General features: G+C 72.2%; 27 protein-coding genes and 1 tRNA gene. 4 read left to right on the forward strand and 24 right to left on the reverse strand.

Annotated elements, in window-relative coordinates:
- Positions 1 to 39 precede the first annotated feature (39 nt).
- The 3 genes from U5911_RS11125 to U5911_RS11135 form a co-directional block, all read right to left on the reverse strand.
- Positions 40 to 741 (reverse strand): TMEM165/GDT1 family protein, encoded by a 702-nt coding sequence (locus U5911_RS11125; protein ID WP_336037113.1) that lies wholly within the window; start codon positions 739 to 741, stop codon positions 40 to 42.
- Entirely contained in the window at positions 738 to 1,421 is a 684-nt protein-coding gene (locus tag U5911_RS11130) for a metal-dependent transcriptional regulator (RefSeq protein ID WP_336037114.1), read from the reverse strand. The genes U5911_RS11125 and U5911_RS11130 overlap by 4 nt, the downstream gene beginning before the upstream one ends.
- A 64-nt stretch (positions 1,422 to 1,485) precedes the next feature.
- Positions 1,486 to 2,679, reverse strand: a complete 1,194-nt coding sequence (locus U5911_RS11135) for a threonine synthase (protein ID WP_336037116.1) — start codon at positions 2,677 to 2,679, stop codon at positions 1,486 to 1,488.
- 119 nt (positions 2,680 to 2,798) lie between these two features.
- On the opposite strand from U5911_RS11135, the gene U5911_RS11140 reads away from it, so the two are divergent.
- On the forward strand, positions 2,799 to 4,070 hold the full coding sequence (locus tag U5911_RS11140; protein WP_336037118.1) for an FAD-dependent oxidoreductase: 1,272 nt from the start codon (positions 2,799 to 2,801) through the stop codon (positions 4,068 to 4,070).
- Positions 4,071 to 4,088: 18 nt separating this feature from the next.
- On the opposite strand, the gene U5911_RS11145 is transcribed toward U5911_RS11140, so the two are convergent.
- From U5911_RS11145 to U5911_RS11180, 8 genes are all read right to left on the reverse strand, one after another.
- Positions 4,089 to 4,784: a metallophosphoesterase gene (locus U5911_RS11145; RefSeq protein ID WP_336037120.1), complete on the reverse strand. Its 696-nt coding sequence runs from the start codon at positions 4,782 to 4,784 to the stop codon at positions 4,089 to 4,091.
- A gap of 159 nt (positions 4,785 to 4,943) precedes the next feature.
- Positions 4,944 to 5,537, reverse strand: coding sequence for a J domain-containing protein (locus U5911_RS11150; protein WP_336037121.1), 594 nt, complete (start codon positions 5,535 to 5,537; stop codon positions 4,944 to 4,946).
- Between the two features lie 143 nt (positions 5,538 to 5,680).
- The gene (locus U5911_RS11155) at positions 5,681 to 6,433 is read right to left on the reverse strand and encodes a proteasome assembly chaperone family protein (RefSeq protein ID WP_336037123.1); all 753 of its coding nucleotides are present in this window, start codon (positions 6,431 to 6,433) and stop codon (positions 5,681 to 5,683) included.
- A gap of 3 nt (positions 6,434 to 6,436) precedes the next feature.
- Positions 6,437 to 6,619, reverse strand: coding sequence for an RNA-protein complex protein Nop10 (locus U5911_RS11160; protein ID WP_336037125.1), 183 nt, complete (start codon positions 6,617 to 6,619; stop codon positions 6,437 to 6,439).
- A 4-nt stretch (positions 6,620 to 6,623) separates the two neighbouring features.
- Positions 6,624 to 7,424 carry a translation initiation factor IF-2 subunit alpha gene (locus U5911_RS11165; protein ID WP_336037127.1) on the reverse strand — a complete coding sequence of 267 codons (801 nt, stop codon included), beginning with the start codon at positions 7,422 to 7,424 and terminating at the stop codon, positions 6,624 to 6,626.
- Positions 7,421 to 7,594, reverse strand: a complete 174-nt coding sequence (locus tag U5911_RS11170) for a 30S ribosomal protein S27e (protein ID WP_336037129.1) — start codon at positions 7,592 to 7,594, stop codon at positions 7,421 to 7,423. The genes U5911_RS11165 and U5911_RS11170 overlap by 4 nt, the downstream gene beginning before the upstream one ends.
- Positions 7,595 to 7,596: 2 nt before the next feature.
- The gene (locus tag U5911_RS11175) at positions 7,597 to 7,878 is read right to left on the reverse strand and encodes a 50S ribosomal protein L44e (RefSeq protein WP_336037130.1); all 282 of its coding nucleotides are present in this window, start codon (positions 7,876 to 7,878) and stop codon (positions 7,597 to 7,599) included.
- A 122-nt stretch (positions 7,879 to 8,000) separates the two neighbouring features.
- Positions 8,001 to 8,657 carry an MBL fold metallo-hydrolase gene (locus tag U5911_RS11180; RefSeq protein WP_336037132.1) on the reverse strand — a complete coding sequence of 219 codons (657 nt, stop codon included), beginning with the start codon at positions 8,655 to 8,657 and terminating at the stop codon, positions 8,001 to 8,003.
- An 81-nt stretch (positions 8,658 to 8,738) separates the two neighbouring features.
- Between U5911_RS11180 and U5911_RS11185 the strand changes: the two genes are divergently transcribed.
- Positions 8,739 to 9,380 (forward strand): cyclase family protein, encoded by a 642-nt coding sequence (locus U5911_RS11185; RefSeq protein ID WP_336037134.1) that lies wholly within the window; start codon positions 8,739 to 8,741, stop codon positions 9,378 to 9,380.
- Positions 9,381 to 9,501: 121 nt separating this feature from the next.
- Complete coding sequence (locus tag U5911_RS11190) at positions 9,502 to 9,768, forward strand: HAH_0734 family protein (protein WP_336037136.1); 267 nt, start codon at positions 9,502 to 9,504, stop codon at positions 9,766 to 9,768.
- Positions 9,769 to 9,771: 3 nt separating this feature from the next.
- Here the strand turns inward: U5911_RS11190 and U5911_RS11195 are convergent, their stop codons facing one another.
- Entirely contained in the window at positions 9,772 to 12,165 is a 2,394-nt protein-coding gene (locus tag U5911_RS11195) for a DUF2298 domain-containing protein (RefSeq protein WP_336037138.1), read from the reverse strand.
- A 129-nt stretch (positions 12,166 to 12,294) separates the two neighbouring features.
- On the opposite strand from U5911_RS11195, the gene U5911_RS11200 reads away from it, so the two are divergent.
- Positions 12,295 to 13,848 (forward strand): lipopolysaccharide biosynthesis protein, encoded by a 1,554-nt coding sequence (locus tag U5911_RS11200; protein WP_336037140.1) that lies wholly within the window; start codon positions 12,295 to 12,297, stop codon positions 13,846 to 13,848.
- 101 nt (positions 13,849 to 13,949) lie between these two features.
- Here the strand turns inward: U5911_RS11200 and U5911_RS11205 are convergent.
- From U5911_RS11205 to U5911_RS11260, 12 genes are all read right to left on the reverse strand, one after another.
- A tRNA-Met gene (locus U5911_RS11205) sits at positions 13,950 to 14,024 on the reverse strand.
- Positions 14,025 to 14,091: 67 nt separating this feature from the next.
- The gene (locus U5911_RS11210) at positions 14,092 to 14,772 is read right to left on the reverse strand and encodes a type 1 glutamine amidotransferase domain-containing protein (RefSeq protein ID WP_336037141.1); all 681 of its coding nucleotides are present in this window, start codon (positions 14,770 to 14,772) and stop codon (positions 14,092 to 14,094) included.
- Positions 14,773 to 14,871: 99 nt separating this feature from the next.
- Complete coding sequence (gene hpt, locus U5911_RS11215) at positions 14,872 to 15,438, reverse strand: hypoxanthine/guanine phosphoribosyltransferase (RefSeq protein ID WP_336037142.1); 567 nt, start codon at positions 15,436 to 15,438, stop codon at positions 14,872 to 14,874.
- An 84-nt stretch (positions 15,439 to 15,522) separates the two neighbouring features.
- The gene (locus tag U5911_RS11220; RefSeq protein ID WP_336037143.1) at positions 15,523 to 17,298 is read right to left on the reverse strand and encodes a Na(+)/H(+) antiporter subunit D; all 1,776 of its coding nucleotides are present in this window, start codon (positions 17,296 to 17,298) and stop codon (positions 15,523 to 15,525) included.
- Positions 17,298 to 18,983 (reverse strand): proton-conducting transporter transmembrane domain-containing protein, encoded by a 1,686-nt coding sequence (locus tag U5911_RS11225; RefSeq protein ID WP_336037144.1) that lies wholly within the window; start codon positions 18,981 to 18,983, stop codon positions 17,298 to 17,300. The genes U5911_RS11220 and U5911_RS11225 overlap by 1 nt, the downstream gene beginning before the upstream one ends.
- The gene (locus U5911_RS11230; protein WP_336037145.1) at positions 18,980 to 20,500 is read right to left on the reverse strand and encodes a monovalent cation/H+ antiporter subunit D family protein; all 1,521 of its coding nucleotides are present in this window, start codon (positions 20,498 to 20,500) and stop codon (positions 18,980 to 18,982) included. The genes U5911_RS11225 and U5911_RS11230 overlap by 4 nt, the downstream gene beginning before the upstream one ends.
- Positions 20,493 to 20,849: a cation:proton antiporter subunit C gene (locus U5911_RS11235; RefSeq protein WP_336037146.1), complete on the reverse strand. Its 357-nt coding sequence runs from the start codon at positions 20,847 to 20,849 to the stop codon at positions 20,493 to 20,495. Before U5911_RS11235 ends, U5911_RS11230 begins: the two co-directional genes overlap by 8 nt.
- Positions 20,846 to 21,343, reverse strand: coding sequence for an MnhB domain-containing protein (locus U5911_RS11240; protein WP_336037147.1), 498 nt, complete (start codon positions 21,341 to 21,343; stop codon positions 20,846 to 20,848). Before U5911_RS11240 ends, U5911_RS11235 begins: the two co-directional genes overlap by 4 nt.
- Entirely contained in the window at positions 21,340 to 21,870 is a 531-nt protein-coding gene (locus U5911_RS11245; protein ID WP_336037148.1) for a DUF4040 domain-containing protein, read from the reverse strand. The genes U5911_RS11240 and U5911_RS11245 overlap by 4 nt, the downstream gene beginning before the upstream one ends.
- The gene (gene mnhG, locus U5911_RS11250) at positions 21,867 to 22,187 is read right to left on the reverse strand and encodes a monovalent cation/H(+) antiporter subunit G (RefSeq protein ID WP_336037149.1); all 321 of its coding nucleotides are present in this window, start codon (positions 22,185 to 22,187) and stop codon (positions 21,867 to 21,869) included. Before mnhG ends, U5911_RS11245 begins: the two co-directional genes overlap by 4 nt.
- A complete protein-coding gene (locus U5911_RS11255) occupies positions 22,184 to 22,435 on the reverse strand; it encodes a cation:proton antiporter (protein ID WP_418771535.1) in 252 nt (83 codons plus the stop codon). Before U5911_RS11255 ends, mnhG begins: the two co-directional genes overlap by 4 nt.
- A gap of 20 nt (positions 22,436 to 22,455) precedes the next feature.
- Positions 22,456 to 23,538 carry a monovalent cation/H+ antiporter subunit E gene (locus tag U5911_RS11260; protein WP_336037151.1) on the reverse strand — a complete coding sequence of 361 codons (1,083 nt, stop codon included), beginning with the start codon at positions 23,536 to 23,538 and terminating at the stop codon, positions 22,456 to 22,458.
- Between the last annotated feature and the right edge of the window lie 63 nt (positions 23,539 to 23,601).

Genomic DNA, 23,601 nt, shown 5'->3' on the forward strand with positions numbered 1-23,601 from the left:
GACCAAAAGGCCGCCGGTCGCGGCAGCCGCGTCCCGGACTCAGACCGCGACCGGGAGGTGGCGCGCGAGCGCGACGAGTTCCTCCCAGACCGAGAACCCGACGGTCAGCTGGAGCGCGACGTCCGCCGCGAAGAAGAAGAACAGGGCGGCGGACCCGAGGTGTGCACGCCGCGCGTCGAAGGACCGCGAGAAGCGGTCGAAGAACATCGCGTTCAGGACGCTGACGGGGACGATAGCGGCCATCTCGCCGACCCAGATGGCGGGGTCGGCGCCGTACTGGGCGGCGAGCCCGATGGTGACGATCTGGGTCTTGTCGCCGAACTCGCCGGCGAACATCATCGCGAAGATGGGGAGGAAGCCCCCGAAGTAGGTGGGGACCTCGCGGCCGAGAATCGTGGCCTGTTCGAAGCGGCCGCCGACGGCGACGACGCCGCCGTCGCTGGTCATCGGCCCGGGGTCGCCGTCCTCGGGCATCGACCGCAGCAGGAGGACGCCGAACGCGAAGAACAGCGCGCCCGTGAACGCGTCGAGGTAGACGCCGGGCAGCGCCGACTGGAGGGCGCTCCCGACCGCGACCTCGATGGCCGTCCAGATGGCGAAGGCGGCGCCTGCGGCGGCGACGACGACCTTCGGGTCGTACTGGGTGGAGAGCCCGGCGATGATGAACTGGACCTTCTCGCCGGGGAGGACCGCGAGCTGGGCGGCGAACGCGACGCCCGCGACCTCGAGGAAGCCGCTCACGCGTCGGTCACCCCCTCGGCGGCGTCGGCGGCGCGCACGCTGATGGCGGCGGCGACGCGGTCGGGGAGGTGGACCGTCTCGCCGTCGACGTCGACGACGACCATGCCGATGGGCGCTCGCTCGAGGACCTCGAGTTCGGTGCCGGGTTCGACGCCGGCGTCCTTGAGGTAGCGCAGTTCCTCGGTGTCGCGGTCGCTGACGCGCGCGACGACGACGCGAGCGCCGGCGTCCTGGTCGGCGAGCGCGCTCGTCGCGGGGCCCTCGGGCGGTTCGAGGTCCTCCGTGGGGATGGGGTCGCCGTGGGGGTCGACGCTGGGGTCGCCGAGCTTCCGGGCGAGGCGGCGCTCGAACTCCTCGCTGATGTGGTGTTCGAGCGCGTCGGCCTCCTCGTGGACCTCGTCCCACTCGTAGTCGAGGTGGTCCGCGAGGAACGCCTCGAGGAGGCGGTGGTGGCGCACCACTTCGAGGGCGACCGTCTCGCCCTCGGGTGTCAGCTCGACGCCCTTGTACTTCTCGCGGCTGACGAGGCCGCGGTCCTCGAGCTTCTCGACCATGCTCGTGACCGTCGGCGGCGTCACGTCCATGTGGTCGGCGATGGTTGAGGTGCGGACGGGGGGGCCGTGCTCGCGCTGGAGCTCGTAGACGGCCTTCAGGTAGTCCTCCATGACGTCCGAGAGCATTCGACGAGTGGAATTAGACGAGTCTAACGAATATATTTGGCGGTGGCGGAGGCGCGGGCCGTCACTAGATTCCCTTGCTCATCAGGTGCGAGCGCAACACGTCGGCGTCCTTGTTCGCGGTGCCCGTGTTCAGGACGACGACGGTGTCGTCCGGCCCGAACTCGCCGTCCTCCGCGAGCGCCCACGCGCCCGACGCGGCGGCCGCACAGGTCGCCCCCATCTCGAGGCCCTCGTGGGCGGCGACGCGCGTCCCGGCGTCCAGGATCTCCTCGTCGCTGGTGGCGACCGCGCCGCCGCCGGACTCCCGGAGCGCGTCCAGGACCAGGGGGCTGGCGCCCGGGTCCGGGATCTCGATGCCGCCGCAGATGGTGTCCGGGGCGTCCCAGGGCTCGTGGACGTCCCGGCCCTCCTCGAACGCGCGGACGACCGGCGCGCAGCCGTCGGCCTGCGCTGCGTACATCGCCGGCAGGCCGTCCGTGAGCCCGAGGTCGCGGAACTCCTCGGCGGCCTTGTGCATGCCGACGAGGCCGACGCCGCCGCCGGTCGGGTACACGACGCGGTCGGGGACCTCCCAGTCGAGCTGTTCGACCGTCTCGTAGTACATCGTCTTCTTGCCCTCGTGGCGGTACGGCGTCACGAACGTCTGCACGGAGTACCAGTCCTCGTGGCCGCCCATCGCGTGCTCGTAGGCGGCGCCCGCGTCCCCGATCCGGCCCTCCACGATCGTCATGTCGCCGCCGTGGACGTTCACCATCGCCTTGTTCGCGAACCCCGCGCGGGACGGCAGGAACACGTGCGAGTCGATGCCCGCCCGTCCCGCGTACGCCGCCGCCGACTGGCCGGCGTTCCCCGCGGACGCCAGCGCCACGTCCCCGGCGCCGTGCCGGGCCGCCGCGGTCACCGCGACCGACTGCCCGCGGTCCTTGAACGTCCCCGTCGGGTTCCGGCCCTCGTCTTTGACGTAGACCTCGCCGACGCCGAGTTCGTCGGCGAGCGTCGGGCACTCCACGAGCGGCGTCCCGCCCTCGCCCATCGACACGGCCGACTCGGCCGTGAACGGCAGCAGTTCCTCGTAGCGCCACATCGTGTCGAACCGCCGCCCGGCGAACGTCCCGCGGTCCACGTCGAGCGCGTCGTAGTCGTACGTCGGGTCGAGGACGCCGCCGCAGTCCGGACACCGGTGGGTCGCCGCGTCCGGGTCGAACGTCGCCTCGCAGTCCACGCACCGAAGCCCCTCGAAGGCCGGCGTCGTCTCCATGCGCGGTGCTTCGCGGCGGGAGCGAAAAGCCCTGTCCCTTCCGGAACGCGGCCGGTCCGGACCGCCTCCGCCGCCGACATTCCCCCACGTACTTGGCGGCGCGCGGCGAACGAACGTCCATGACAGCCTCCCGAGTCGTGGTCGCCGGGGCCGGCCTGGCGGGCCTGGCGGCCGCGCGCCGGCTCGCCGACGACGGGTTCGACGTGACGGTGTTCGAGCGGCGCGACGGGGTCGGCGGGCGCGTTCGCTCGCGGCGCGCCGACGGCTTCGTCTTCGACCGCGGCTTCCAGGTGCTGTTCACCGCGTACCCGGCCGCGCGCCGCGAACTCGACCTCGACGCCCTCGACCTGCGCGCGTTCTCACCGGGCGCTGTCGTCTGCCGCGGCGACCGCCGGAGCGTGCTCGCGGACCCGTTCCGCGACCCGCGCTCGCTCGTGGAGTCCGCGCTCAACACGGAGGTGACGGCGATGGACAAGCTCCGGACGGTGCGGCTGCGGGCCGAACTCACCTCGAAGACCGTCGAGGACGTCTTCTCGGGGCCGGACGCCACCATCGAACAGTACCTCGCCGCGCGGGGGTTCTCCGAGCGATACGTCGACCGGTTCGTGCGGCCGTTCTACGGCGGCATCACGCTCGACCGCCGCCTGGAGACGTCCAAGCGCGTCTTCGAGTTCACGTTCAAGATGCTCTCCGAGGGGCGGACGGTCGTCCCCGCGAGCGGGATGGGCGCCGTCGCCGAGCAGCTCGCGAACGGCGCGACGGCCGCGGGCGCGACCGTGGTCACGGAGACGCCCGTCGAGCGCGTCGACGCCGAGGACGGCGCGGCGACCGTCGCTGTCCCCGGGGAGACCGTCGACGCCGACGCCGTCGTGGTCGCCGCCGACCCGGCCGCGAGCCGCGAGCTCACGGGCGTGGACGCGATTCCCACCGAGGGGAAGGGCTGTGTCACCCAGTACTTCGGCGTCCCGCCGGGCCACCCGCTCGCGAACACGGACCGCATCCACCTCAACGCCGCCGGCGACGTCCCCACGACGGTCGCGCCGCTGTCGGGCGTCGCCCCCGAGTACGCGCCCGGCGACCGCGGCCTCGTCGCCGCCACCGCGGTCGGCCGCCGCGAGGAGAGCGACGGCGACCTGGCGACGCTGGCCCGGGAGGCCGTCGCCGAGTGGTATCCGGCCGCGTCGGTCGGCGACTTCGAGCTGCTTTGCACCGACCGCGTGGACTTCGCGCAGTTCGCCCAGCCGCCGGGCGTCCACGACGGCCTCCCGGACGTCCGCGCGCCCGACGGCCCGGTCTACCTCGCCGGCGACTACACCCACGACTCCTCGATCAACGGCGCCCTCGAGAGCGGGGCGACCGCGGCCGACGCGGTCGCCGCCGACCTCCGGTAGCCGGCGCCGCGGCCGACCTCACAGGAGGCCGCGCAGGTCGCCGAGCGCGGGGAACGCCAGCGGCTCGCCGTCGCTGACCACGACCGGCCGGAAGCCCGTTGGGTCCGCGAGCATCGATGACAGCGACTCGTCGCGGCGCAGGCCGTTCACGAGCGTGCCGCTGGCGAGTCGCGTGAACGCCGGCAGGAAGAGGACGTCCGCGCCCTCGTACTGGTTCGGGCCGTGCAGGAAGCAGGGGTGTCTGGTGCCCTCGATCTCGACCGCCGGGTGCTCGTGGCCGACGACGTACCGGTCGGCGTCCACCGGCGGGTCCTCGTGGCCGTGGCAGACCGCGGTGCCGTCCCCGAGTTCCACGGCGTCCTCGGCGTCCACGCCGACGGCGTCCAGCATCGCGTCGTGGTTGCCGCGCACGACCCGGAGGTCGGCGCCGGCCTCCCGGACCGCCGCCCGGAGCTCGTCGACGGTCGCCTCGGCGCCCTCGGGGACGCTCCCGTGGACGTGCAGGAGGTCGCCGGCCACCACCACGGTCGACGGAGCGAACTCCCCGAGAGCGCCGCGGAGGCGCGCCAGGAGGTCGTCGCGCTCGCCGAGCGGCAGCGCCACGTCGGAGGCGGCGTCCCGTCCCACGTGGAGGTCCGCGACCACCAGCGCGTCCGCCTCCGGCAGGTACGCGGAGCGCTCCCCGAAGGCCACCCAGGACGGCGTGTCGCTCACGTGCCCCGCTCGGGCCTACACGTGGTTAGGTGCAGCGGTCACCGAACCGGGCGTCGCGCGACGCGGCAGGGAGTGCCGGGCGCGCCCTCACGGACCACTCGGCGCTCACGGACCACTCGGCGCTCACGGACTACCCGGCGGCAGGCGTGCGCCCGCCGGTCACTCGAGGGCCTGCTGGGCGGTGGCGTACGCCTCCCGCACGCGCTCGAACGCCTCGCGGCTGCCGCCGTGGTCGGGGTGGACGTCCTTCACGCGCTCGCGGTACGCGCGCTTGACCGCGGCCGCGTCCGCGGACGGATCGACGCCCAGCGTCTCGAACGCCGCCGCGACGCTGTCCGCGCCGTCCGCCCCGTCGGCGCCGTCGTCGAAGACCTCCTCGAGGGGCGGCGTCTCGAAGGGCAGCCGGCCGCCGAGCGCGCGCCCCGGGAGCTCGTGCTCGGCGAGCACGACGTGCGTGTCCCCGCCCCGCAGCCGGAAGTACGCGGGCGCGTCGAACGTCACCGCGACGTCCCGCTGGGGCAGGTAGAACGCGACGTGGTCGCCGCCGACGGGGTGGTCCTCCGCGAACGGCTCGCCGATGGCGCGCAGGTACTCGCGGATCTCGCGGCGGCGCTTCCGCTCGCCGTCGTACTCGCCGGCCGGCGACACGTCGCGCGTCGGGTACCGGCGCTCGGCGACGACGAACAGGACCGCGGCGAGCACCGTGACCGCGCCGACGACCGCCAGCCCGGCCGCGAGCCATCCCGGCAGCACGGCTGGTACTCGGGCGCGGACGCGCAAAAGTCAGTCGCCGGCGGGAGGCCGCGTCGGGGAGGCCGCCCGGCCGTCAGCCGACGCCCCGGTAGTCCGGTCGCCGACTCGTCAGCCGGTGCGCCCTCGGCCTCGCTGCCGGCCTGTCAGCCGATGTACCGGAGGTCCTCGTCGCCGGGGCTCGGGCCCTCCTCCATCTCGCGGAGGCGGCTGACGACCTCCTCCATCTCGTCGGCGCGGTCGTCGAGGGCCTCCTCGTCGACGTCGAACCCGAGGAGGTCCTCGAGGACCGCCAGCACGGCCTTCGCGGCCTTCGGGTCGACGAGGTAGCCCGATGTCTCCCCCATCAGGCACGCCGCGTCGAACCCGCGCCGGCCGCCGAGGCCGAGCAGCAGGCCGCTGGAGCCGACGATGCCGCCAGCCGGCTCCTCGCTGCGGAACTCCACGCCGGCGTCCGCGAGCCGGTCCTTGAGGGCGGGGTCGGAGACGGCGCCGATGACGTCGTGCTCGTCGACCAGCTCCCCCGTGGGGACGCCCCCGAGGGCGTACAGCTCCGTCGCCCCGAACTCCTCGGCGACGTCCAGGAAGGCGTTCGACACGCGGTAGTGGCCGACGTTGTCCTGGGCCTGGTGGTTGCCGGACAACACGAGGAGGTCCCGGCCCGCCGTGTCGACCGCGTGGACCTCGGCGCCCGCCAGCTCCGCGACGCTGTCGTCGTCGACGGTGACCTGCGGCGGGAAGTGCTCGCTGTGCACGCGCGCGACCAGTTCGCTGTCCGCCTCCTCGACGACGTGTTCCGCGACCAGCTTCCCGACGTGGCCGACGCCCGGCAGCCCCTCGACGAACACGGGGTCGTCGAGGTCGGGTTCCGACGCCCACGCGATGTCGATCTCGTCCATACCCTACCCGCGTGTGCGCTCCTTAAGAGCGCGTCGGTAGCGACCCCTCGGGTCCTCGGGGTCGAAGGGCGCCGGCGCGCTGTTCACCGCGTCCGCGCCACAGGACGGGCACTCGTCGCCGAGCGTGTACACCGGCCGGTCGTGGCGGCCGCGCCACGCCGAACACACCCGGATGTCGGAGTGCATCGGCCTACTCGTCCTCGAGTTCGCGCTCGCGGTGGTACTCGCCGCTGCCGCCCTGGTCGTCGATCTCCGCGACGGCGCGGGCGCCCGCCGCCTCGAGTTCGTCCTCCGCGGTCTTGTAGTTCGGCGCCTGCACGCGCACGCGGTACTCGGGCGCGCCGACGTACGTCACCTCGAGGTCGACCTCGTCGGGCACCTCGCCGTTCCCCTCGGCGGCCCGGAGCGCCGCCTTCACGTCGTCGACGCCGTCCGCGTCCGGCGACCGCAGCGTCACGTAGCCCGTGACGGTGACGTACGGCACGGAGACGTTCTCCCGGGCGGTCTCGACGATTGCGTCCTGCTCGTCGTCGTCGAGGTCGGTGCCCGCCAGGGCCTCGTAGCCGTGAATCGCGGCCTGTTCGAACCCCTCGTAGAGGCTGCCGAACTCGGCGAGCAGGACGTTCGCGATGCGGCGGAACTGGTCGTCGGCCATGTCCTCGCCGAACGCCAGCGTCAGCCACTTGTCCGCCTTCTGCTCGTTCTTCCAGTCCTGGATCTTGTCCGACCGCTGGTGGTCGTTGACGTCCTTCAGCGAGAGGTCGATCTGCTGGGCGGACTCGTCGACGTCCAGGACCTTCGCGACGACGGTCTGGTCCTCGTTGACGTGGTCGCGGACGTTCTTGATCCAGCCGCTGGCCACTTCGCTGACGTGCACGAGGCCGCGCTTGCCCTCGTACTCCTCGAGGTCGACGAACACGCCGAAGTCCTCGATGTCGTCGACCTTGCCGACGACGAGTTCGCCCTCGTCGGGCCAGCCCTCGTACTTCATCTCGCCTCGACGGTCTCGAGGATCTCACCGGAGAACGCCGCGTCGCCGCCGGTCGGACGCGCGAGCGTCGTCCCGCAGACGGCGCAGGCGACCTCCGTTGAGGCCTTCCCGAAGACGACCTGTTCGTTCTCGCAGTCCGGGCACGCGACCCTGAAGAAGCTCCCCGTCATCGTCAGTCCTGGAAGACGAGACGGCCGGTGCGCCACCCCTCGCGGAGGTGGGCCTTGCCACACTCGCTGCAGCGGTACTTGAGGTCGGTCTTCTTCGTCGGCTTGTTGCCGACCGGCACCTTCGAGAACCGGCCGTGGTTCCCGATGGAGGCGTTCGCGCGCTTCGTGCGGCGAGCGTCCCACTTCATGCCGGACGAGCGGCCGGTGCGGACCTTCTCGACCTCGATCTGTTCGTGTGCGTCGCAGTGCGGGCAGTAGCTGTTGAATCGGCGTGGCATCTCCATAGGCTAGATCAGCTCTGTTGCTCGTGGCTTGGACGCGGTTGTTTAAAATCCGTTTGGTTCGGGGGCGCCGGCCCGCCCGAAATTCCGCGGGTGGCGACCGGCCGTCGGCGCCGAGCGCCCGGTCAGTCCGCGTCCGGCCAGCGGTCGGGCTTGCCGGGGAAGTCGAGGAACGCGTCCAGTGTCTCGCGGGCGTTCTCGCGGACGTGGCCGCCGTGGAAGACGAGGCCGACGTCGAAGTCGTAGGCCTGCAGGCGTTCGAGGTTGCGTTCGGCCGCCCGGAGGTCGTTCGAGTAGATGCCCTCCACGAGCACGAAGTAGCCGGCCGGGAGGCCGCGCCAGTCCGCACCGATGGCGGCGTCCCCCATCACTGCGACGCCCCTGTCCTCGTCGACGAGCGCGTAGTTGTCGTCGGTGTGGCCGGGCACGTGGACGGCCTCGAACGGCCCGACCGGGTCCTCGTGCCCGTAGCGGTAGGCCGGTTCGTTCGCGAAGTCGTGCGTGGACTCCGCGGGCACCCACGTCTCGGGGTCGTAGCGGTCGACGACGGCGTCGAAGCCGCCGCTGTGGTCCGGGTGGACGTGTGTCACGACGAGGCGGTCCGGTGCGACGCCGAGGGTCGCCAGCCGGTCGAACAGCGCGTCCGTCGTGCGGTCGAACCCGCAGTCGACGAGCGTCGGCCGGCCGTCGTCCACGAGGAACGCGCGGTACCGCGCGTCGCTGCGCTCCAGCGTGAGGTCGTAGACGTCGGGCGCGACGGCTCGGACGGCGTCGGTGGTCACGACGCACACACTCGCCGACGCGCGCTTAAGCGTAGTGGTGGCGGCGACAACGCTTTCCGGCCAGCGGACGCGAGCCGTCGTGTGCACCGCGACCTCAGCCACCCCATCGAGACCGGCATGCAGACGTTCCCCGGCGACCCCGAGGTCGCGGTCGAACCCGCCGCGACCCACGACGAGGACGGCTACCACGTCGAAGCCGTCGCGTGCGGCAGCCACACCGGCACGCACGTCGACGCGCCCGCGCACACCGAACCGGACGGGAAGACCCTCGACGAGTACCCAATCGAGCGCTTCGTGTTCGACGCGGTGCGCGTGGACTGCCGCGACCTCGGCGCTCGCGACCCGATTCCAGCCGACCGAGTTCCGGACGTCGACGCGGACCTCGTCGCGTTCTGGACCGGCTGGGACGCCCACTGGGGGACCGACGGCTACCTCGACCACCCCTACCTCGCGCCGGACGCGGCCGAGGCGTGCGCGGACCGCGGACTCGCCGTCGCGGTGGACGCGCTCAACCCCGATCCAACGCCGTCCCCGAACGCCGGCGGCGACGAGCCCGAGGGGTTCCGGGCCCACCACGCGCTCCTCGGCGGCGACTGCCTGATACTGGAGAACCTCGCGGACCTCGGCAGCGTCCGCGACCGCTTCGAACTCCGCGCGTACCCGCTCGCGCTGTCGACGGACGGCGCGCCCGTCCGCGCCGTCGGCGTCACGCGAGACGAGTGAGACCACTCGCGGCCACCCGGGGCGAGTGAGACCACTCGCGGCCCGCTCGCCGACCGGCAGCGGTCGCACGGCCGGAGCGGCCTTCGAAGCGTTTAATCCGGCACCCGCCGAAGCCGCGTGCATGAAACGGCTCATCATTCACGGCGACCCCGGCGTCCGCCGTGACGCCGTCATCGAGTACGACGGCGAACAGAAGGTCCTCTTCCAGGTGACGCGGAACGGCGACTGGCACGGCCCCGACGAGGTCCAGCTGTGGTGTGTCATGGGCGACGCCGACGAGCTCGAGGACTACGAGCAGCGGAACTTCATCCCGCACTGGCTCGACGTCGAGACCGTCGACGCCGAGGACGTCACCGTGAAGAAGCGCGCCGGCGACCTCGCGGTCTGAGGCCTACTCGTTCTCGCGGTCCGTGAGCGCGGACTGGTCGACCTCGTAGACGGTGACGCCGTCGTTCCGGAACGCCACGCTGACGCCCGGTTCCTGGGCCGAGATGGCGACGTCGTAGCGGCCGCGCTCGATCGGCCCGACCCAGACGTACCGGACGTCGCGTTTCTCGAGGACGACCGCCCGCGAGCGCGCGTCCGTCGTCTCGTAGACGATGCCGACGTCGCTGACGCGCTGGTCGTAGGCGTCCTCGCTGTGGTAGTTCGCGGCGTGCACCCAGCCCGCCACGGTCGGAACCCCCGTGAGGCTCGAGGCCGGGTTCTGCCAGGAGTACGGCGTCGTCCCGGGCGCGGACGCGATGGTGGGCTGGCCGGGCCGGTCGGCGAGCCACTCGACGGCCGCCGCCTCGTCGGGGCGCTCGTCCCAGACGTGCTCGTAGGCGTCCAGCGTCGCGTCGTCGGCGGTGTCGAAGTGCGTCGAGACGGCGAACGCGCCGTAGAGGGACGCCGACACCACGAGCGCGACGACGAGCGCCGTGCCGCCGGCCTCGCGCAGCCGCGTCGCCGACGGCGTCCGCGCGGCGAGCGCGGCGAGCGCGACGCCGGCAGGCACCGTCCAGAGCGCCCACACCTGCGCGTACACCTTGAAGACGGTGTTGAACCGCTCGTAGGACGCCGCGTCCGCGAGGTAGACGTACTCCACGAGCACGACGAGGCCCGCGCCGGCCACCACGAGCACGCCCTCGAACCCGACGGCCTCGCGGCGCCGCAGCGCCCACGCGCCGGCGAGCAGCGGCCCGGCGAGCAGCACGGCGACGACGCCGACGCGGACGCCCGCGACGACGGGGTCGAACACCGCCGCGACCGCCACCGCGGCGACCGCCGCCAGCCCGGCGGCCGCCCAGTCCGAGCGGTCGCGCGCGGCCCGCGAGACGAGGTACGCGGCGAACGTGACGAGGAACAGCCCGTGCACGAGCACGAACGCCCCGAGTTGGGTCGGCGCGGGGAACGCCGCCGGGTGCTGGTTGCTCGCGCCCGCGAGCAGCACGCTCCAGACGAACGGCCACGCGACGGCGAGCGCCAGCAGCGCGACGGCGACCGCGACGACGGCGGCGAGGACCACGCGCTGGAGCTCCCGCGTCGGCCGCGCCGCACGGGCCAGTCGGTCGGCGAGGTCGCCGGGCAGGAGCGTGCGTGGCGGCGCGTCCGCGAGCGCGACCGCGAGCCACGCCACGCCCGCGACGGCGGGGAAACTCCACGTGTTCACGGTGAGAATCGTCGCCGCGGCCACCGGGAACCCACCGAACAGCAGCGCCCAGCGGCGCCGCAGGTCGCCGGCCGGCGTCCGGTGGTAGGCGAGTCCGACCGCGACGGCGACGAACAGCACGGGCACGCTCATCATGTGCGCGTGCAGGTCGCCGTTGAGGTACGCGAACAGCGGGAACTCGTTGATGCCGACTTCCACCACGCGGCTCGCGTGCCACATGTCGAAGCGCTCGACCGTGACCGCGGGCGCGCGGTTCGACTTGATGCCCGCCGCGACCACGGCCCGTCGCACCACGTCGAAGCTCGCGGCGAGCAGCCTGACCGGCGTGACGAGGTTCGCGCCGAACCCGTAGACGAACGCCGCGAGCACGCCGGCGCGGACGCGCGTCGACCCGGCGAGGACGGCCGCCGCGAACGCCGCCGGCGCGGCGAGGTAGTACCACGGCACGTCGACGGCGACGACCCCGAGCGCGAACACCGCCGCCGCGACGCCGAGGGCCGTCTCCGGCCGCACGCCCGCGACGTCGTCGACGACGCTGCGCGCCGCGACCGTCGACGCGAGGCCGTACGCCGCCGTCACCGCCATCGCGTAGAAGCCCGCCAGCGCCGGGTCGTACGCGAACCGCGCCGACGTCCCGGTCAGCAGCGCGAACACCGCGGTCGCGAGGTGGCCGCCGTAGTAGTAGACGACGCGCTCGCCCGCGAACCAGAAGTCCAGCGGCGGCAGGCGGTCGGCGCGCAGCAGCGTCTGCAGCAGCCCGAAGTCCAGGAACTTCTCGCCGCCGTACGGGTGGACGCCCTGGCTCGCCGCGCGCACCGCGAGGAGGAACAGGAACGCCACCGTGAACACCGCGACCACCTCGGCGAGCGCGCGCCGCGGGACGTCGACGCCGCCGCGCGCCAGCCACGCCGACGCCGCCAGCACCGCCACCGCGACGCCAGCGACCGGCAGCAGGCCGAACGCGAGGTGGCCGACCCACAGCGTCGGCACCGCGAGCGCGACCATCCCGACCGGCGCCGCGACCGACGCGCCGCGGTCGGGGGAGTCCGGCAGCAGACGCGCCGCGAACGGCAGCCCCACCACGAGCAGTACCTGGTAGAACAGCCACCACCGGACGACGACGCCGTACTCCATCGGTCGAACCGTACGGACGGCACGCTAAACGCTTTCGGGTTCGGTAGCGACGAGTGGCGCCCCGCGACGGCCGAACGACCGCATCGAATTACTTAATGCCGGCAGCCGACACGCCGCGAGTAGTCACCGATGGGCGAGGCTCCCGACGACGTCCCCGACGAGGAACGCGACGCCCTGCTGACCGTCGCCCACGGCGCCGTCGTCACCTCCGGCGGCGTCTCCGCGCAGCGCGCGCTCACCACCGCCGTCGAGTTCGTGCTCGCGCGCGGGCTCGGCCCCGTCGCGTACGGCGTGTACGCCCTCGCGTGGCGCATCGCGCAACTGCTCGCCGGGCTCGCGCCGTTCGGCAGCGTCGCGTCCCTCCAGCGGTTCCTCCCCGCCGCCGAGAACGACCGCGAGCGCCAGGCCAGGGTCACCGGGCTCGCGTACCTCACGACGCTGACCGTCGGCGCCGCCCTCGCCGCGGGCGTCTGGGTGCTCGCGCCCCGCATCAACCGCGCGACGGTCAACGACCCCGCGTTCCCGACGACGCTCCGGCTGTTCGGCGTCGTCGTCGTCCTCCTCGGGTTCGTGATGGTGTACGCGGCGACGTTCCGCGCCGCCGGGTCCGCGCGCGGCGAGGTCCTGTTCAACAAGCTCCTCCGGCCGGGCGCGCGCCTCGCCGGCGCGCTCGCCGCGCTCGCGCTCGGCTACTCCGCCGTCGGCGTCGCCGGCGCCGTCCTCGCCAGCCTGCTCGTCGTCGCCGCGCTCGGCTACCCGGTCACGGCGAGGGTCACGGGCGTCCGCCCGACCCTCCGACGGACCAGGGGGGACGCCCGCGAGTTCTACGACCACGCCGCTCCGGTCGCGATGAGCAGCCTCGGGAAGGTGTTCCAGAACCGCGTCGACATCCTGCTGGTCGGCGCGCTGCTGTCCGCCGTCGCCGCCGGCGTCTACAACGTCGTGCTCGTGCTGGTCGCGGTCGCGTGGATCCCCCTCATGTCGTTCAACCAGCTGCTCCCGCCGGTCGCCTCGCGGCTGTACGCCGCCGACGACCTCGCGACCCTGAACGCAGTCTACGCGTCGGTGACGCGGCTCATCGTCACCACCGTCGTCCCCCTGCTCGCCGTCCAGGTCGTGTTCGGCCGCGAGCTGCTCGCGCTGTTCGGCCCGACGTACGCGCGCGGCTACCTCCCGCTCGTCGTCTACCTCGGCGGCGTGTTCGTCGGCAGCGCCGTCGGCGCCACCGGCTGGCTGCTCATGATGACCGACCACCAGTACGCCCGCATGGCCCTCGACTGGCTGCTCGCCGCGCTGAACGTCGCGCTCACCTACGTCTTCGTGGTCGAGTTCGGCCTCGTCGGCGCCGCCCTCGGCACGTCGCTCGCCATCGCGGTCCAGAACGCCCTCCAGGTCGTGTTGCTCCGCCGCTTCGAGGGGCTGTGGCCGTTCGACGCCAGCTTCCTCCCGCCGGTGCTGGCCGGCGTCGTCATGGCGGCCGCGATGGCGGGCGTCCGCACCGCGCTCGGCGCGACGGCTCCGGGCGTCGCCGTCGCCGTGCTCGCCGGCCTGCTCGCGTACGTCACCACGCTGCAGGTCGTCGGCGTCGACCCGCGCGACCGCCTCGTCGCCCGCGAGCTCGCGGGCCGGTACCGGGAGCGCGTCGCGACCGCCGTGCGGTCCCGGGACCGGACAGGCCCGTGAGCCGACCGACTGGCGATCTCGCGAACCCGGCCGTCTCGCGAGCGGCGGGACGTAGAACGGACCGCGGAGACGCGACTCACCGGTCGGTTTCCTCGGAGAAGTAGCGGGAGGTAGATTTGAACTACCGATCTCCGGGTTATGAGCCCGGCGGAATCTCCTGGCTATCCCATCCCGCTGCACTCAACCGTAGCCCACTCCCGCAGTTAAGGGTTCTGTTTCGGTCGCCGTGTGGGAGTTCGCCACCTACGCGTCGAGTTCGGCCAGCAGCGTCCGCGCGGCCGCGCTGGAGGACTCGGGGCCGCGGGCCGTTACCAGGTCGCCGTCGACGGTGACGCTCGTGTCGGCGTCGAGTTCGGGGTCGAAGTTCCCGCCGGCGGCCTCGACCTCGTCGGCGACCCAGTACGGGAGTTTGCGGCCGTCGGGCATGCGGTCCTGGTCGTCGACGATGCCCGCCTCCCACTCGTTCGGGAAGCCGGTGACGTCGCGGCCGTCGACGAGGAAGTCGCCGTCCTCGTTCCGGGTCCACGCGAGGATGCCGACCGCGTGACAGACGACCAGCGCCGTCCCGCTGTCGCCCGCGACGGCGTTCCGGAGGAGCCGTCGCGCGTGCGTGTCCTGGTTGACGTCCCACTCGGTGCCGTGGCCGCCCGGGAAGACGACGGCGTCGTAGTCGGCGGCCTCGACGTCCGTCACGGAGACGGGGTCGTTCATTCGCGGGTCCGAGTCGTGGACCTCGCGGACGCGCTCGGCGGTCTCCTCGCCGACCTGCTCCGGGTCGATAGAGCGCTCGTCGACGACGGGTTCGTCGCCGCTCGGCGTCGCGACGGTGAGGTCGAAGCCCTCGCTGTCGAGGGTGGTGAGCGGTTCGACGCACTCCTCTCCCCAGTAGCCCTCCTCGCTGACGACGAACAGTGCAGACGGCATGTCCGGGACGACGGCCGCGAGACGGAAAAGTGGCGACGACGCTGCGGGTCCTGCCGGCTGTCGCGGGAGACGGCGATTCCGAGTGTCGGAACGCGACGGTCAGCCGTCGCCGTGCTCGTCGACGATGACGACGTCGCCGTCCCGCACGTCGACGTTGATGAGCGTCTTCACGTCGATGCCGCTGTCCTCGAGGTCGTTCGGGCCGGTCTTCTTGATGACCGCGACGACATCCGCGACGTCCGCGCCGATGTCGTCGAGGGCGGTGGTGATGGAGTGGAGGGTGCCGCCCGTCGAGAGCACGTCGTCGAGGACGAGCACGCGGTCGCCCTCGTGGACGTCGTTGATGTACATCTCGTTCTCCGAGTAGCCGGTCTCCTGGTGGAGCGGCACCTCGCCGGGCAGGCCGTACTCGCGTTTGCGGATGACGACGAGGGGGATGTCGGTCATCAGCGAGACCGCCGTGGAGATGTGGATGCCCATCGCGGCGGGCGTGACGATCTTGTCGACGTCCTCGAGTTCCGCCTTCCGGATGATGCGGATGACGATCTCCCGGAGCAGCGCGGGTTCGAGCATCGGGACGCCGTCGCTGATGGGGTGGACGAAGTAGTGGTAGCCGTCCTTCTCGATGATCGGCGCGTCGAGGAGGGACCGTTCGAGCCTATCCATGCCGGATGTACTTGCGCCGCGAATAAAAGGTGACGGAACGAGACGCGCCGGCCGCAGCGGCACCGGGCGCGCTCGCCGACGTCGTCACAGCACCGTCAGCGCGAGCGCCACCGCGAGCATCACGACGACGAGGAGGATGCTGGCGCTGGTGTCCGCGCGCAGCGACACGCGGTCCTCGCCGACGAACCTGCCGGCGGTCGACGCGGGCGAGCGCACGACGTCGACGGTGTACGTCGCCCCGCGAACCACGGCCCGGTCGACGGCGGCGTACAGTTCGGTGACGCCCACGACCAGCCAGCGGGTCGCGTGGAAGGTCAGCGGGTTGTACGCGTCGTCGACGTCCGGGACGCGTTTCACCTTCGAGAGCGGCCGCTTGACGGCCGCGAACCCGAGCAGGCCGAGGGCGGCGAGCGCGACGCCCTCGACGACGTGGTCGACGGTGTACGTGACGTAGACGTGGCCGACGACCGCGTCGCTGGTCACGTCGAACGGCAGGATGGCGAACAGCGCGCCGTCGAAGAGGCCGTAGAAGACGCAGAGCGCGGCGACGGCCACCATCGCGACGGACTGCCCGCGGTTGGCGTCCTTCACGGTGCCGTCGTACGTGCCGTGGAAGAACGCGTAGTAGCCGAACTTGATGAACGACATGAACGTGCCGACGCCGCCCACGAGCAACAGGAGTTCGAGGGTCGTGAAGCCGGCGACGGCGAACGGCCCGTACTCGAACTCGTAGTGGCTCGCCGAGATGACGATGCCCTTCGAGACGAAGCCGTTGAACCCGGGGAAGCCGGCGATCGAGAGCGCAGCGACGCTGAACGCGCCCGCCGTGACCGGCATCTCGCCGGCGAGGCCGCCGAGTTTCTTCAGGCTCTCCTCGCCCGTGCGGTAGACGACGACGCCCGCGGTCATGAACAGCAGCCCCTTGTAGAGGATGTGGTTGAAGACGTGCGCGAACGCGCCGGCCTGCGCGAGCGCGGAGCCGATGCCGACGCCGGCGACCATGTACCCCACCTGGGACTGGATGTGGTAGGACAGCAGGCGCCGCATGTCGTTCTGGAACAGCGCCATCGTCGCGCCGAAGACGGCCATCAGGCCGCCCATGTACGCGACCGCGACGTTCCCGTCCTCGGGGAACACGCGGTACATGCCGTAGACGCCGGTCTTCGTGGTGAACACGCAGAGGAAGACGCTCGCCGCGACGTGCGGCCGCGGGTACGTGTCGGGCAGCCACGCGTGCAGGCCGATGAAGCCGACGTTGACGCCGATGCCGACGGCGGCGAGCAGCGGCGCGACGGACCCGGCGAGGCCCGCAGTCTCGGGGCCGCCGGGCACCGTCGCGAACAGGAACGTCCCCGCCTCGGCGTAGTGCCAGACGATGGCGCCGAGGAACAGCGTGCCGCCGATGCCGTGCGCGAGCGCGTACCGGAAGCCCGCGCGCACTGCCTTGCCGCCGTAGTGCCAGACGAGCAGCGTGCTGGTGACGGCCATCAGCTCCCAGAAGAAGATCAGGGAGAGCCAGTCGCCGCCGAAGACGGCGCCGAGGCTGGTGCCGACGTAGCCGAGCGCGAACGCGGTCTGGAGGTTCTCGGCGTCGCTGGCGTACGAGTAGAGCACGCCGGCCGCGCCGATGAACCCGAAGATGAGACCCATCAGCACGGAGAACTGGTCGACGTTGAACAGCACGGCGTCGAACCCGAACAGCTTCGTCTGGACGTAGACGCCCTCGTCGACGAGCCAGACGTAGGGGACGACCGCTGCGGTGGCGAGCGCGCCGAGCGCGTGGCCGGCCCGCCGGCCGAGGAACGGCAGCAGGACGGCCGCCAGCAGCACGGGGACGAACGGCGGGACGACGGGGTCCATCAGGCCACCACCCCCAGCATCGCGGCCTGCTCGACGATCTCGCGGACGACTCGCAGGAAGACGGCCGCGTCGGGGGCGACGCCGAGCGCGACGGAGCCGGCGGCCGCGAACAGGATGGGCGCGACGAGGAACCACGACCCCTCCGCGCCGTTCGGCGCGCGGCGCTCGAACGGGCCGCCGCCGTGGTGGTCGTGGTCGTCCCCGTGGTGGTCGTGGTCGTCCCCGTGGTGGTCGTCGCCGCTTGCACCCGCGTGCCCGCCGTCGGTTCGGGCGTCCGTGCCGAACCGGCCGCCGAGCGGGCCTTCGAGCAGCGGCTTCTCGTCGGCGTCGCCGTGGGACTCGAAGAACGCCGTGTAGACGACCGGCCAGAAGTACGCGATGTTCAGCACGCCCGAGACGAGGAGGGCGGCCGTGAACGCCAGGTCGCCCGCGGAGACGGTCCCGATGAGCAGGAAGTACTTCGAGACGAAGCCGGCGACCAGCGGGATGCCGGCCATCCCGGCCGCCGCGACGGCGAACGCGCCCATCGTCAGCGGCATGCGTCTCCCGATGCCGGCCATCTCCGAGATGTCGTCGGTGTGGGTCTCGACGTGGAGCGCGCCCGCACAGAAGAACAGCGTGAGCTTCATGAACGCGTGCGCCGGGATGTGCAGGAGCCCGCCAATCAGCGCCCACTTCGTCGCCGCGGAGGGCGCGGCCGCCGCGCCGACGGCGAGCCCGAGCACGATGTACGACAGCTGGCTCACCGTCGAGAACGCGAGCCGGCGCTTGAGGTTGTCCTGGCGGAGCGCGATGACGGAGGCGACGACGAGCGTGAACGCCGCCACCGCGGCGAGGACGCCGCCGACGCCGAGGTCCGCGACGAGTTCGACGCCGAAGACGTCCAGGAGGACGCGCGCGACGCCGAACACGCCGGACTTCACGACGGCGACGGCGTGCAACAGCCCGGAGACGGGCGTCGGCGCGACCATCGCGTCCGGCAGCCACGAGTGCAGCGGCATCAGCGCCGCCTTCACGCCGAAGCCGGTGACCAGCAGCGCGAACGCCGCGCGAGCCAGCGTCGGGTCGCTGCCGGCGAGCGCGTCGACGCCGCCGGGCACGAACCCGGTGGAGCCGGCGAGATGGACGACGAGCAGGATGCCCGCGAGCACGGCGACGCCGCCGCCGAACGTGTACGCGAGGTACTTGCGGCCGGCCGCGCGGGCCTCGTCGGTCTCGTCGTGCGCGACCAGGGGGTAGGTGGCGACCGTCAACAGCTCGTAGAACAGGTACAGCACGACGAGGTTCGCGGCGAACGCGACGCCGACGGCGGACGCCACGCTGCCGGCGAACGCGGCGAAGTACCGCGTCTGGCTGTGCTCGTCGAGGCCGCGCATGTAGCCGATGCTGTACAGGCTCGTCACCAGCCAGAGCGTGCTCGCGAGCAGCCCGAACAGCAGGCCGAGCGCGTCCACGCGCAGCGTGAACTCGACGTACTGGACGAGCGTCCCGAGGTCGGTGACGTACGTGTCCCCGGCGAGGACGCCCGGCACCATGCTCGCGACCGCGCCGAGCGCGAGCACGGAAGCGAGCAGGGTCCAGGCCTCCCGGAGGTTCGGGCGGTCGCCGGACGCCAGGATCGGCGCGACGGCGACCGCCGGTGCGAGCACCGCGGCGAGCGGCAGGAGTGACGGAATCTCGGTCATGACAGGAGTCCCTCGATTGTCGGCTGCATCAGGTCTGCGTACTGGAACACGACGAACCCGAGCGCGACCGCGAGCACGGCCGCCGCGACCACTGTCGCGTACATGCCCGGGGACGCCCCCGCTTCCTCGGCGTCCTCGTCCCCGTCGCCGCCGTCCGCGAGGGCGCTCGCGCCGACGCGCTCGACGGCGGGCTCGAGGTCGGCCGCCGGTTCGCGGAAGAACATCCGCTCGACGAGCCGCGCGAAGTACGCCAGCGTCAGCAGCGTGCTCGCGACGATGACCGCGAGCAGGCCCCACGAGCCGGCCTCGGCGGCGCCGACGGCGACGTACCACTTCCCGGCGAAGCCGACGGTCGGCGGCACGCCCACCATCGCGACGGCGAGCACGCCGAAGACGCCCGCGCCCACGGGGGAGCGCTGGACGAGCCCCTCGAACTCGTCGACGGACCGCGCGCCGGTCTCCGTCGCGACGAGGCCGGCGGTCAGGAACAGGCCGCCCTTCATGACGGCGTGGCCGACGAGGTGGACGGCCGCGCCCGTGAGCGCGGTGACGTTCCCGATGGCGATGGCGGCGACGACGAGGCCGAACTGGGAGACCGACGAGTACGCCAGCATGCGCTTGACCCGGGACTGCGAGACGGCGAGCAGGCTGCCGACGACGATGCTGACGGTCGCGCCCGCCACGAGGATGCCGTGGGCGAGCTCGTTCGCGTCGAGGAACCCGGCGCCGAACACCGTGTAGACGACGCGCAGCAGCGCGTACGCCGCGACCGTCGAGACGAGCGCGGAGATGAGGCCGCTGACGGAGTCCGGCGCGCCGGCGTACGCGTCCGGCTGCCAGGTGTGCAGCGGGAACACCGCGACCTTGATGAACAGGCCGACGACGACGAGCGCGAACGCGGCCTGCGTGAGCGTCGCGTCGTAGCCGTTCGCCGCGAGCTTCGCGGCGAGGTCGCCCATGTTCAGCGTCCCGGTGTCGATGTACGCGTACCCGACGCCGAGCAGGAACAGCGACGCGCCGACGGTGCCGACGAGCAGGTACTTCAGCGCGGCGACGGCGGACTCGCCGCGGTCGCCGCTGGCGACGAGCGCGTACGCCGCCAGCCCCGTGATCTCGAGGAACACGTACATGTTGAACAGGTCGCCGGTGACGCTCATTCCGGTGAGGCCCGTGACCAGCAGCAGGTACACCGCGTAGAACGGGTTCGAGCGCGGGCCGGCGCGGCGCGCGTACGCCAGCACGCCCAGCGACACCGCCGCGATCAGCACGAGCATCGTCGCGGAGAGGCCGTCGACGACGAGTTCGATGCCGTACGGCACCTCGAAGCCGCCGACGACGTACTCGATGCGGCCGCCGGTGAACGCGCGCTCGGCGAGCGTCACCGCGACCGCGAGGTGCGCGAGCGTCGCGGCGACCGCGACCGGCCACCCGCTCTCCGAGCGCGCGACGCCCACGAGGAACGCCACGAGCGACCCGAAGATGGGGACCGCGACCGCGAGCGCGACGAGGTCACTCACCGTCACGCACCTCCTGGAGCGTGTCCTCGTTGAGGGTGCCGTACTCCGCGTAGATGCGGACGACCATGCCCAGCGCGACCGCCGTCAGCGCGACGCCGACGACGATGGCGGTGAGGATGAGCACGTGCGGTAGCGGGCTGACGTGCGGTTCGCTCATCGTCAGTATCGGCGGGTTGCCGCCCTCCACGTACGCCGACGCGATGAAGAACAGGAAGATGCCGGTCTGGAAGATGTTCATGCCGATGACCTTCTTCACGAAGTTGCGGGACGCGATCATCACGTACGACCCGATGCCGAGCAGCAGGAACGTCGCGACGTAGTAGTCCCGGGCTGCGAGAGCGTCTATCATTGCTCGTCACCTCCGTCCTTGCCGGCGTCGATCGCGAAGAACAGCCCCGTGATGGTGCTGGCCACGATGACGCCGATCGCCAGTTCGACCGCCTCGATGCCGTACTTGACCGCGTCGGGGACGCCGAGTTCGGTCCCGACGACGCGGTACTCGAGGAAGCCGCCGCCGAGCGCGACGGTGCCGACGCCGATGCCGAGGAAGACCGCGACGCCGACGACTAGCAGCGCGACGAGCGCCGACTCGCCCACCCACTCGCGGAGCGGGTCGATGCCGAACGCGATGCCGAGCATCAACATCACGGTGGCGACGATGACGCCGCCCTGGAAGCCGCCGCCCGCGGAGTCCGCGCCGTGGAACATCACGAACAGCCCGTACGTGAACACGAACGGGGACACGACGCGCACCGTCGCCATGATGATTGGGCTCTCCACGTAGTCCCGGAGGTCGCCCGCCGTCTCGACCGCCTCGTCGGCGTCCGCGTTCGCGTCGCTCACGCGAACACCTCCTTGCCGAGGACGACGAGCAGGCCGACGCCCGCCGAGTAGACGACCACCGCCTCGCCGAGCGTATCGAACCCCCGGTACGCCGCGAGCACGGCGGTGACGGCGTTCTTCACGCCCGTCTCCGTGTACGCGTTCGCGAGGTAGTAGTTCGTCACGTCGGACGTGATGACGGTGGTGTCCGGGCTGCCGACCTCGGGGAGCGCGCCCAGCGTCGTCAACAGCACGCCGACCAGCAGCACGGACACCGCGAGCGCGGGGACGTCGAGTCGTTCGAGCACGCGGTCCCCGGACGGCCGGATCGTCTTCGCGATGGTGAGCAGGAACAGCACGGTCGTGACGCCCGCGCCCACCGCCGCCTCCGTGAGGCCGACGTCGGGCGCCTGCAGCACCACCCACACCACGGCGATGGCGAGGCTGTACGTCGCGAACGAGATGATGGCCGCGAGCACGTCCCGCAGCACCGCGGTCGCGAGCGCCGCGCAGAGCACGAACACGAGCAGCGGGAGCTCCACGCTCATTCGCCATCACCCTCGTCGTCGACGGTCCACGGTTCGATGCCCTGGTCGGCCGCGGCGCGCGCAATAGCGTGGGCCGCGGTGGGGTTCGTGAGGAAGAGGAACACGACGAGCAACACCGCCTTCGCGGTCGGGATGTCGGCGCCGAACGTCACCGCGACGCCGGCGACCGACAGCCCGGCGCCGAGCGTGTCGCTCTTCGAGGCGCCGTGAGCGCGCGTGTAGACGTCCGGCAGCCGCAGGAGGCCGACCGCCGCGACGAACGTGAAGAACACGCCGCCGGCGACGAGCGCGGCGATCGCGAGCTCGCGGGGCGTCACAGCACACCACCCCGCTCGACGGTGAACTTCGAGATGGCGATGCTCATCAGGAAGTTCAACAGCGCGTACACGATGGCGATGTCGAGGGCGCCCGGCGTCCCCGTCGCCGCCGCCACCAGCGCGATGACGACGACGATGTTGGTGCCGATGGCGTTCACCGCGATGACGCGGTCCTGCATCGTCGGGCCCTTCGCGACGCGGTAGAGCACGACGATCGACAGGACGATGAACGCGCCCGCGCCGGCCATCAGGACGTCGGTGACGAAGCTCACGCGTTCTCTCCCCCCGTGTCGTCCACGTCTGCGCCGGCGCCGCCGGCGGCCACCTCGGTCGTCGGTTCGTCGCCGGTGCGCGCGCCGCGCTCCCGCGGCGTCGGGATGCGCATCGCGCGCCGCCCGTAGAACACGAACCGGACCGCGCGCTCGAGGGCGCCCTCCAGGAGGTCCTCGCGGGACCCCCGCGTGAGGCTGTGCACCGTGAAGTGCCGCCGGGTCACGTCCACGGTGAGCGTCCCGGGCGTCAGCGTGATGGAGTTCGCGAGCGTCGTCGCCGGCAGCTCCGACCACACCGCGGCGTCGAACTCGACGACCTTCGGGTCGATGGGGAGCCGCGGGTGGAGGACGACCCGGGCGATCTGGACGTTCGCCTGCACGATCTCCCAGAGCAGGTACGGGACGTACAGCGCCAGCCGGCCGAGGCGGCCGCCCAGGCCGGCGAGGTCGACCTCGCCGCGCGTCGTGATGCGCCAGAGGAGCGCGGCGACGATGGTCGCGCTGACCGCGCCGGTCGCGAGGTCGAACGTCGACAGCGTCCCGCCGACCAGGAGGTAGAACGCGTACGTCGAGCAGAACAACAGGACGAACTGGCCGAGGCCGGCGGGGCGCGTGAGCGGGCTACGGCGGGTCGGCCGCTCGACCGGCGCGAGCTCGACGCTCAGGCCGGCGGACTCGAGTTCGCGCTCGAGCGGCGGGAGCAGCGGCGCCATCCCGAGCGGGTTGAACTCCGGGTCGACGACGACGGACGTGACGCCGTGGGTGGCGGCGTAGTCCTCGATGACGTCGGCGTAGTCGCCAGGGTTGAACAGGTACTCGGCCTCCCCGACGACGGCGGTCTGCACGGACACGCGGTCGGCGTCCTCGCCGAGGTCCTCGTCGGCCCAGACGGCGACGCGCTCGAGCAGCGCCTCGGCGTCGGCCGCCTCGTCATCCGCGGCGGTGCGGCGCTCCGAGAGCGGGTAGACGAAGTGCAGCGTGGGCGTGCCGCTCGCCTCACGAGCGCGCTCGGCGACGTGCGCGACCGTCTGCCGGAGCGTCACCGAGTCGTCGACCGGGACGAGGAGGTCGCCGCCCATCAGGTCACCTCCGGACGTTCGGGCCGCCGTACCGACGGCGGCCGCGCAGCTAGCGTCATTTTC

The organism is Halobacterium yunchengense (assembly GCF_037031165.1).
Classification (GTDB): Archaea; Halobacteriota; Halobacteria; order Halobacteriales; family Halobacteriaceae; genus Halobacterium; species Halobacterium yunchengense.

What these genes read in the sequence shown, in the direction of transcription:
- U5911_RS11225 (WP_336037144.1), bottom strand. Translation starts at nt 18,983, where the DNA reads ATGACCGAGATTCCGTCACTCCTGCCGCTCGCCGCGGTGCTCGCACCG.
- U5911_RS11160 (WP_336037125.1), bottom strand. Translation starts at nt 6,619, where the DNA reads ATGCACTCCGACATCCGGGTGTGTTCGGCGTGGCGCGGCCGCCACGAC.
- U5911_RS11200 (WP_336037140.1), top strand. Translation starts at nt 12,295, where the DNA reads ATGGGCGAGGCTCCCGACGACGTCCCCGACGAGGAACGCGACGCCCTG.
- U5911_RS11155 (WP_336037123.1), bottom strand. Translation starts at nt 6,433, where the DNA reads ATGGACGAGATCGACATCGCGTGGGCGTCGGAACCCGACCTCGACGAC.
- U5911_RS11165 (WP_336037127.1), bottom strand. Translation starts at nt 7,424, where the DNA reads ATGAAGTACGAGGGCTGGCCCGACGAGGGCGAACTCGTCGTCGGCAAG.
- U5911_RS11210 (WP_336037141.1), bottom strand. Translation starts at nt 14,772, where the DNA reads ATGCCGTCTGCACTGTTCGTCGTCAGCGAGGAGGGCTACTGGGGAGAG.
- U5911_RS11235 (WP_336037146.1), bottom strand. Translation starts at nt 20,849, where the DNA reads ATGATAGACGCTCTCGCAGCCCGGGACTACTACGTCGCGACGTTCCTG.
- U5911_RS11260 (WP_336037151.1), bottom strand. Translation starts at nt 23,538, where the DNA reads ATGGGCGGCGACCTCCTCGTCCCGGTCGACGACTCGGTGACGCTCCGG.
- hpt (WP_336037142.1), bottom strand. Translation starts at nt 15,438, where the DNA reads ATGGATAGGCTCGAACGGTCCCTCCTCGACGCGCCGATCATCGAGAAG.
- U5911_RS11140 (WP_336037118.1), top strand. Translation starts at nt 2,799, where the DNA reads ATGACAGCCTCCCGAGTCGTGGTCGCCGGGGCCGGCCTGGCGGGCCTG.
- U5911_RS11190 (WP_336037136.1), top strand. Translation starts at nt 9,502, where the DNA reads ATGAAACGGCTCATCATTCACGGCGACCCCGGCGTCCGCCGTGACGCC.
- U5911_RS11175 (WP_336037130.1), bottom strand. Translation starts at nt 7,878, where the DNA reads ATGGAGATGCCACGCCGATTCAACAGCTACTGCCCGCACTGCGACGCA.
- U5911_RS11170 (WP_336037129.1), bottom strand. Translation starts at nt 7,594, where the DNA reads ATGACGGGGAGCTTCTTCAGGGTCGCGTGCCCGGACTGCGAGAACGAA.
- U5911_RS11220 (WP_336037143.1), bottom strand. Translation starts at nt 17,298, where the DNA reads ATGGACCCCGTCGTCCCGCCGTTCGTCCCCGTGCTGCTGGCGGCCGTC.
- U5911_RS11130 (WP_336037114.1), bottom strand. Translation starts at nt 1,421, where the DNA reads ATGCTCTCGGACGTCATGGAGGACTACCTGAAGGCCGTCTACGAGCTC.
- U5911_RS11195 (WP_336037138.1), bottom strand. Translation starts at nt 12,165, where the DNA reads ATGGAGTACGGCGTCGTCGTCCGGTGGTGGCTGTTCTACCAGGTACTG.
- U5911_RS11255 (WP_418771535.1), bottom strand. Translation starts at nt 22,435, where the DNA reads ATGGCCGGCGCGGGCGCGTTCATCGTCCTGTCGATCGTCGTGCTCTAC.
- U5911_RS11135 (WP_336037116.1), bottom strand. Translation starts at nt 2,679, where the DNA reads ATGGAGACGACGCCGGCCTTCGAGGGGCTTCGGTGCGTGGACTGCGAG.
- U5911_RS11245 (WP_336037148.1), bottom strand. Translation starts at nt 21,870, where the DNA reads ATGAGCGTGGAGCTCCCGCTGCTCGTGTTCGTGCTCTGCGCGGCGCTC.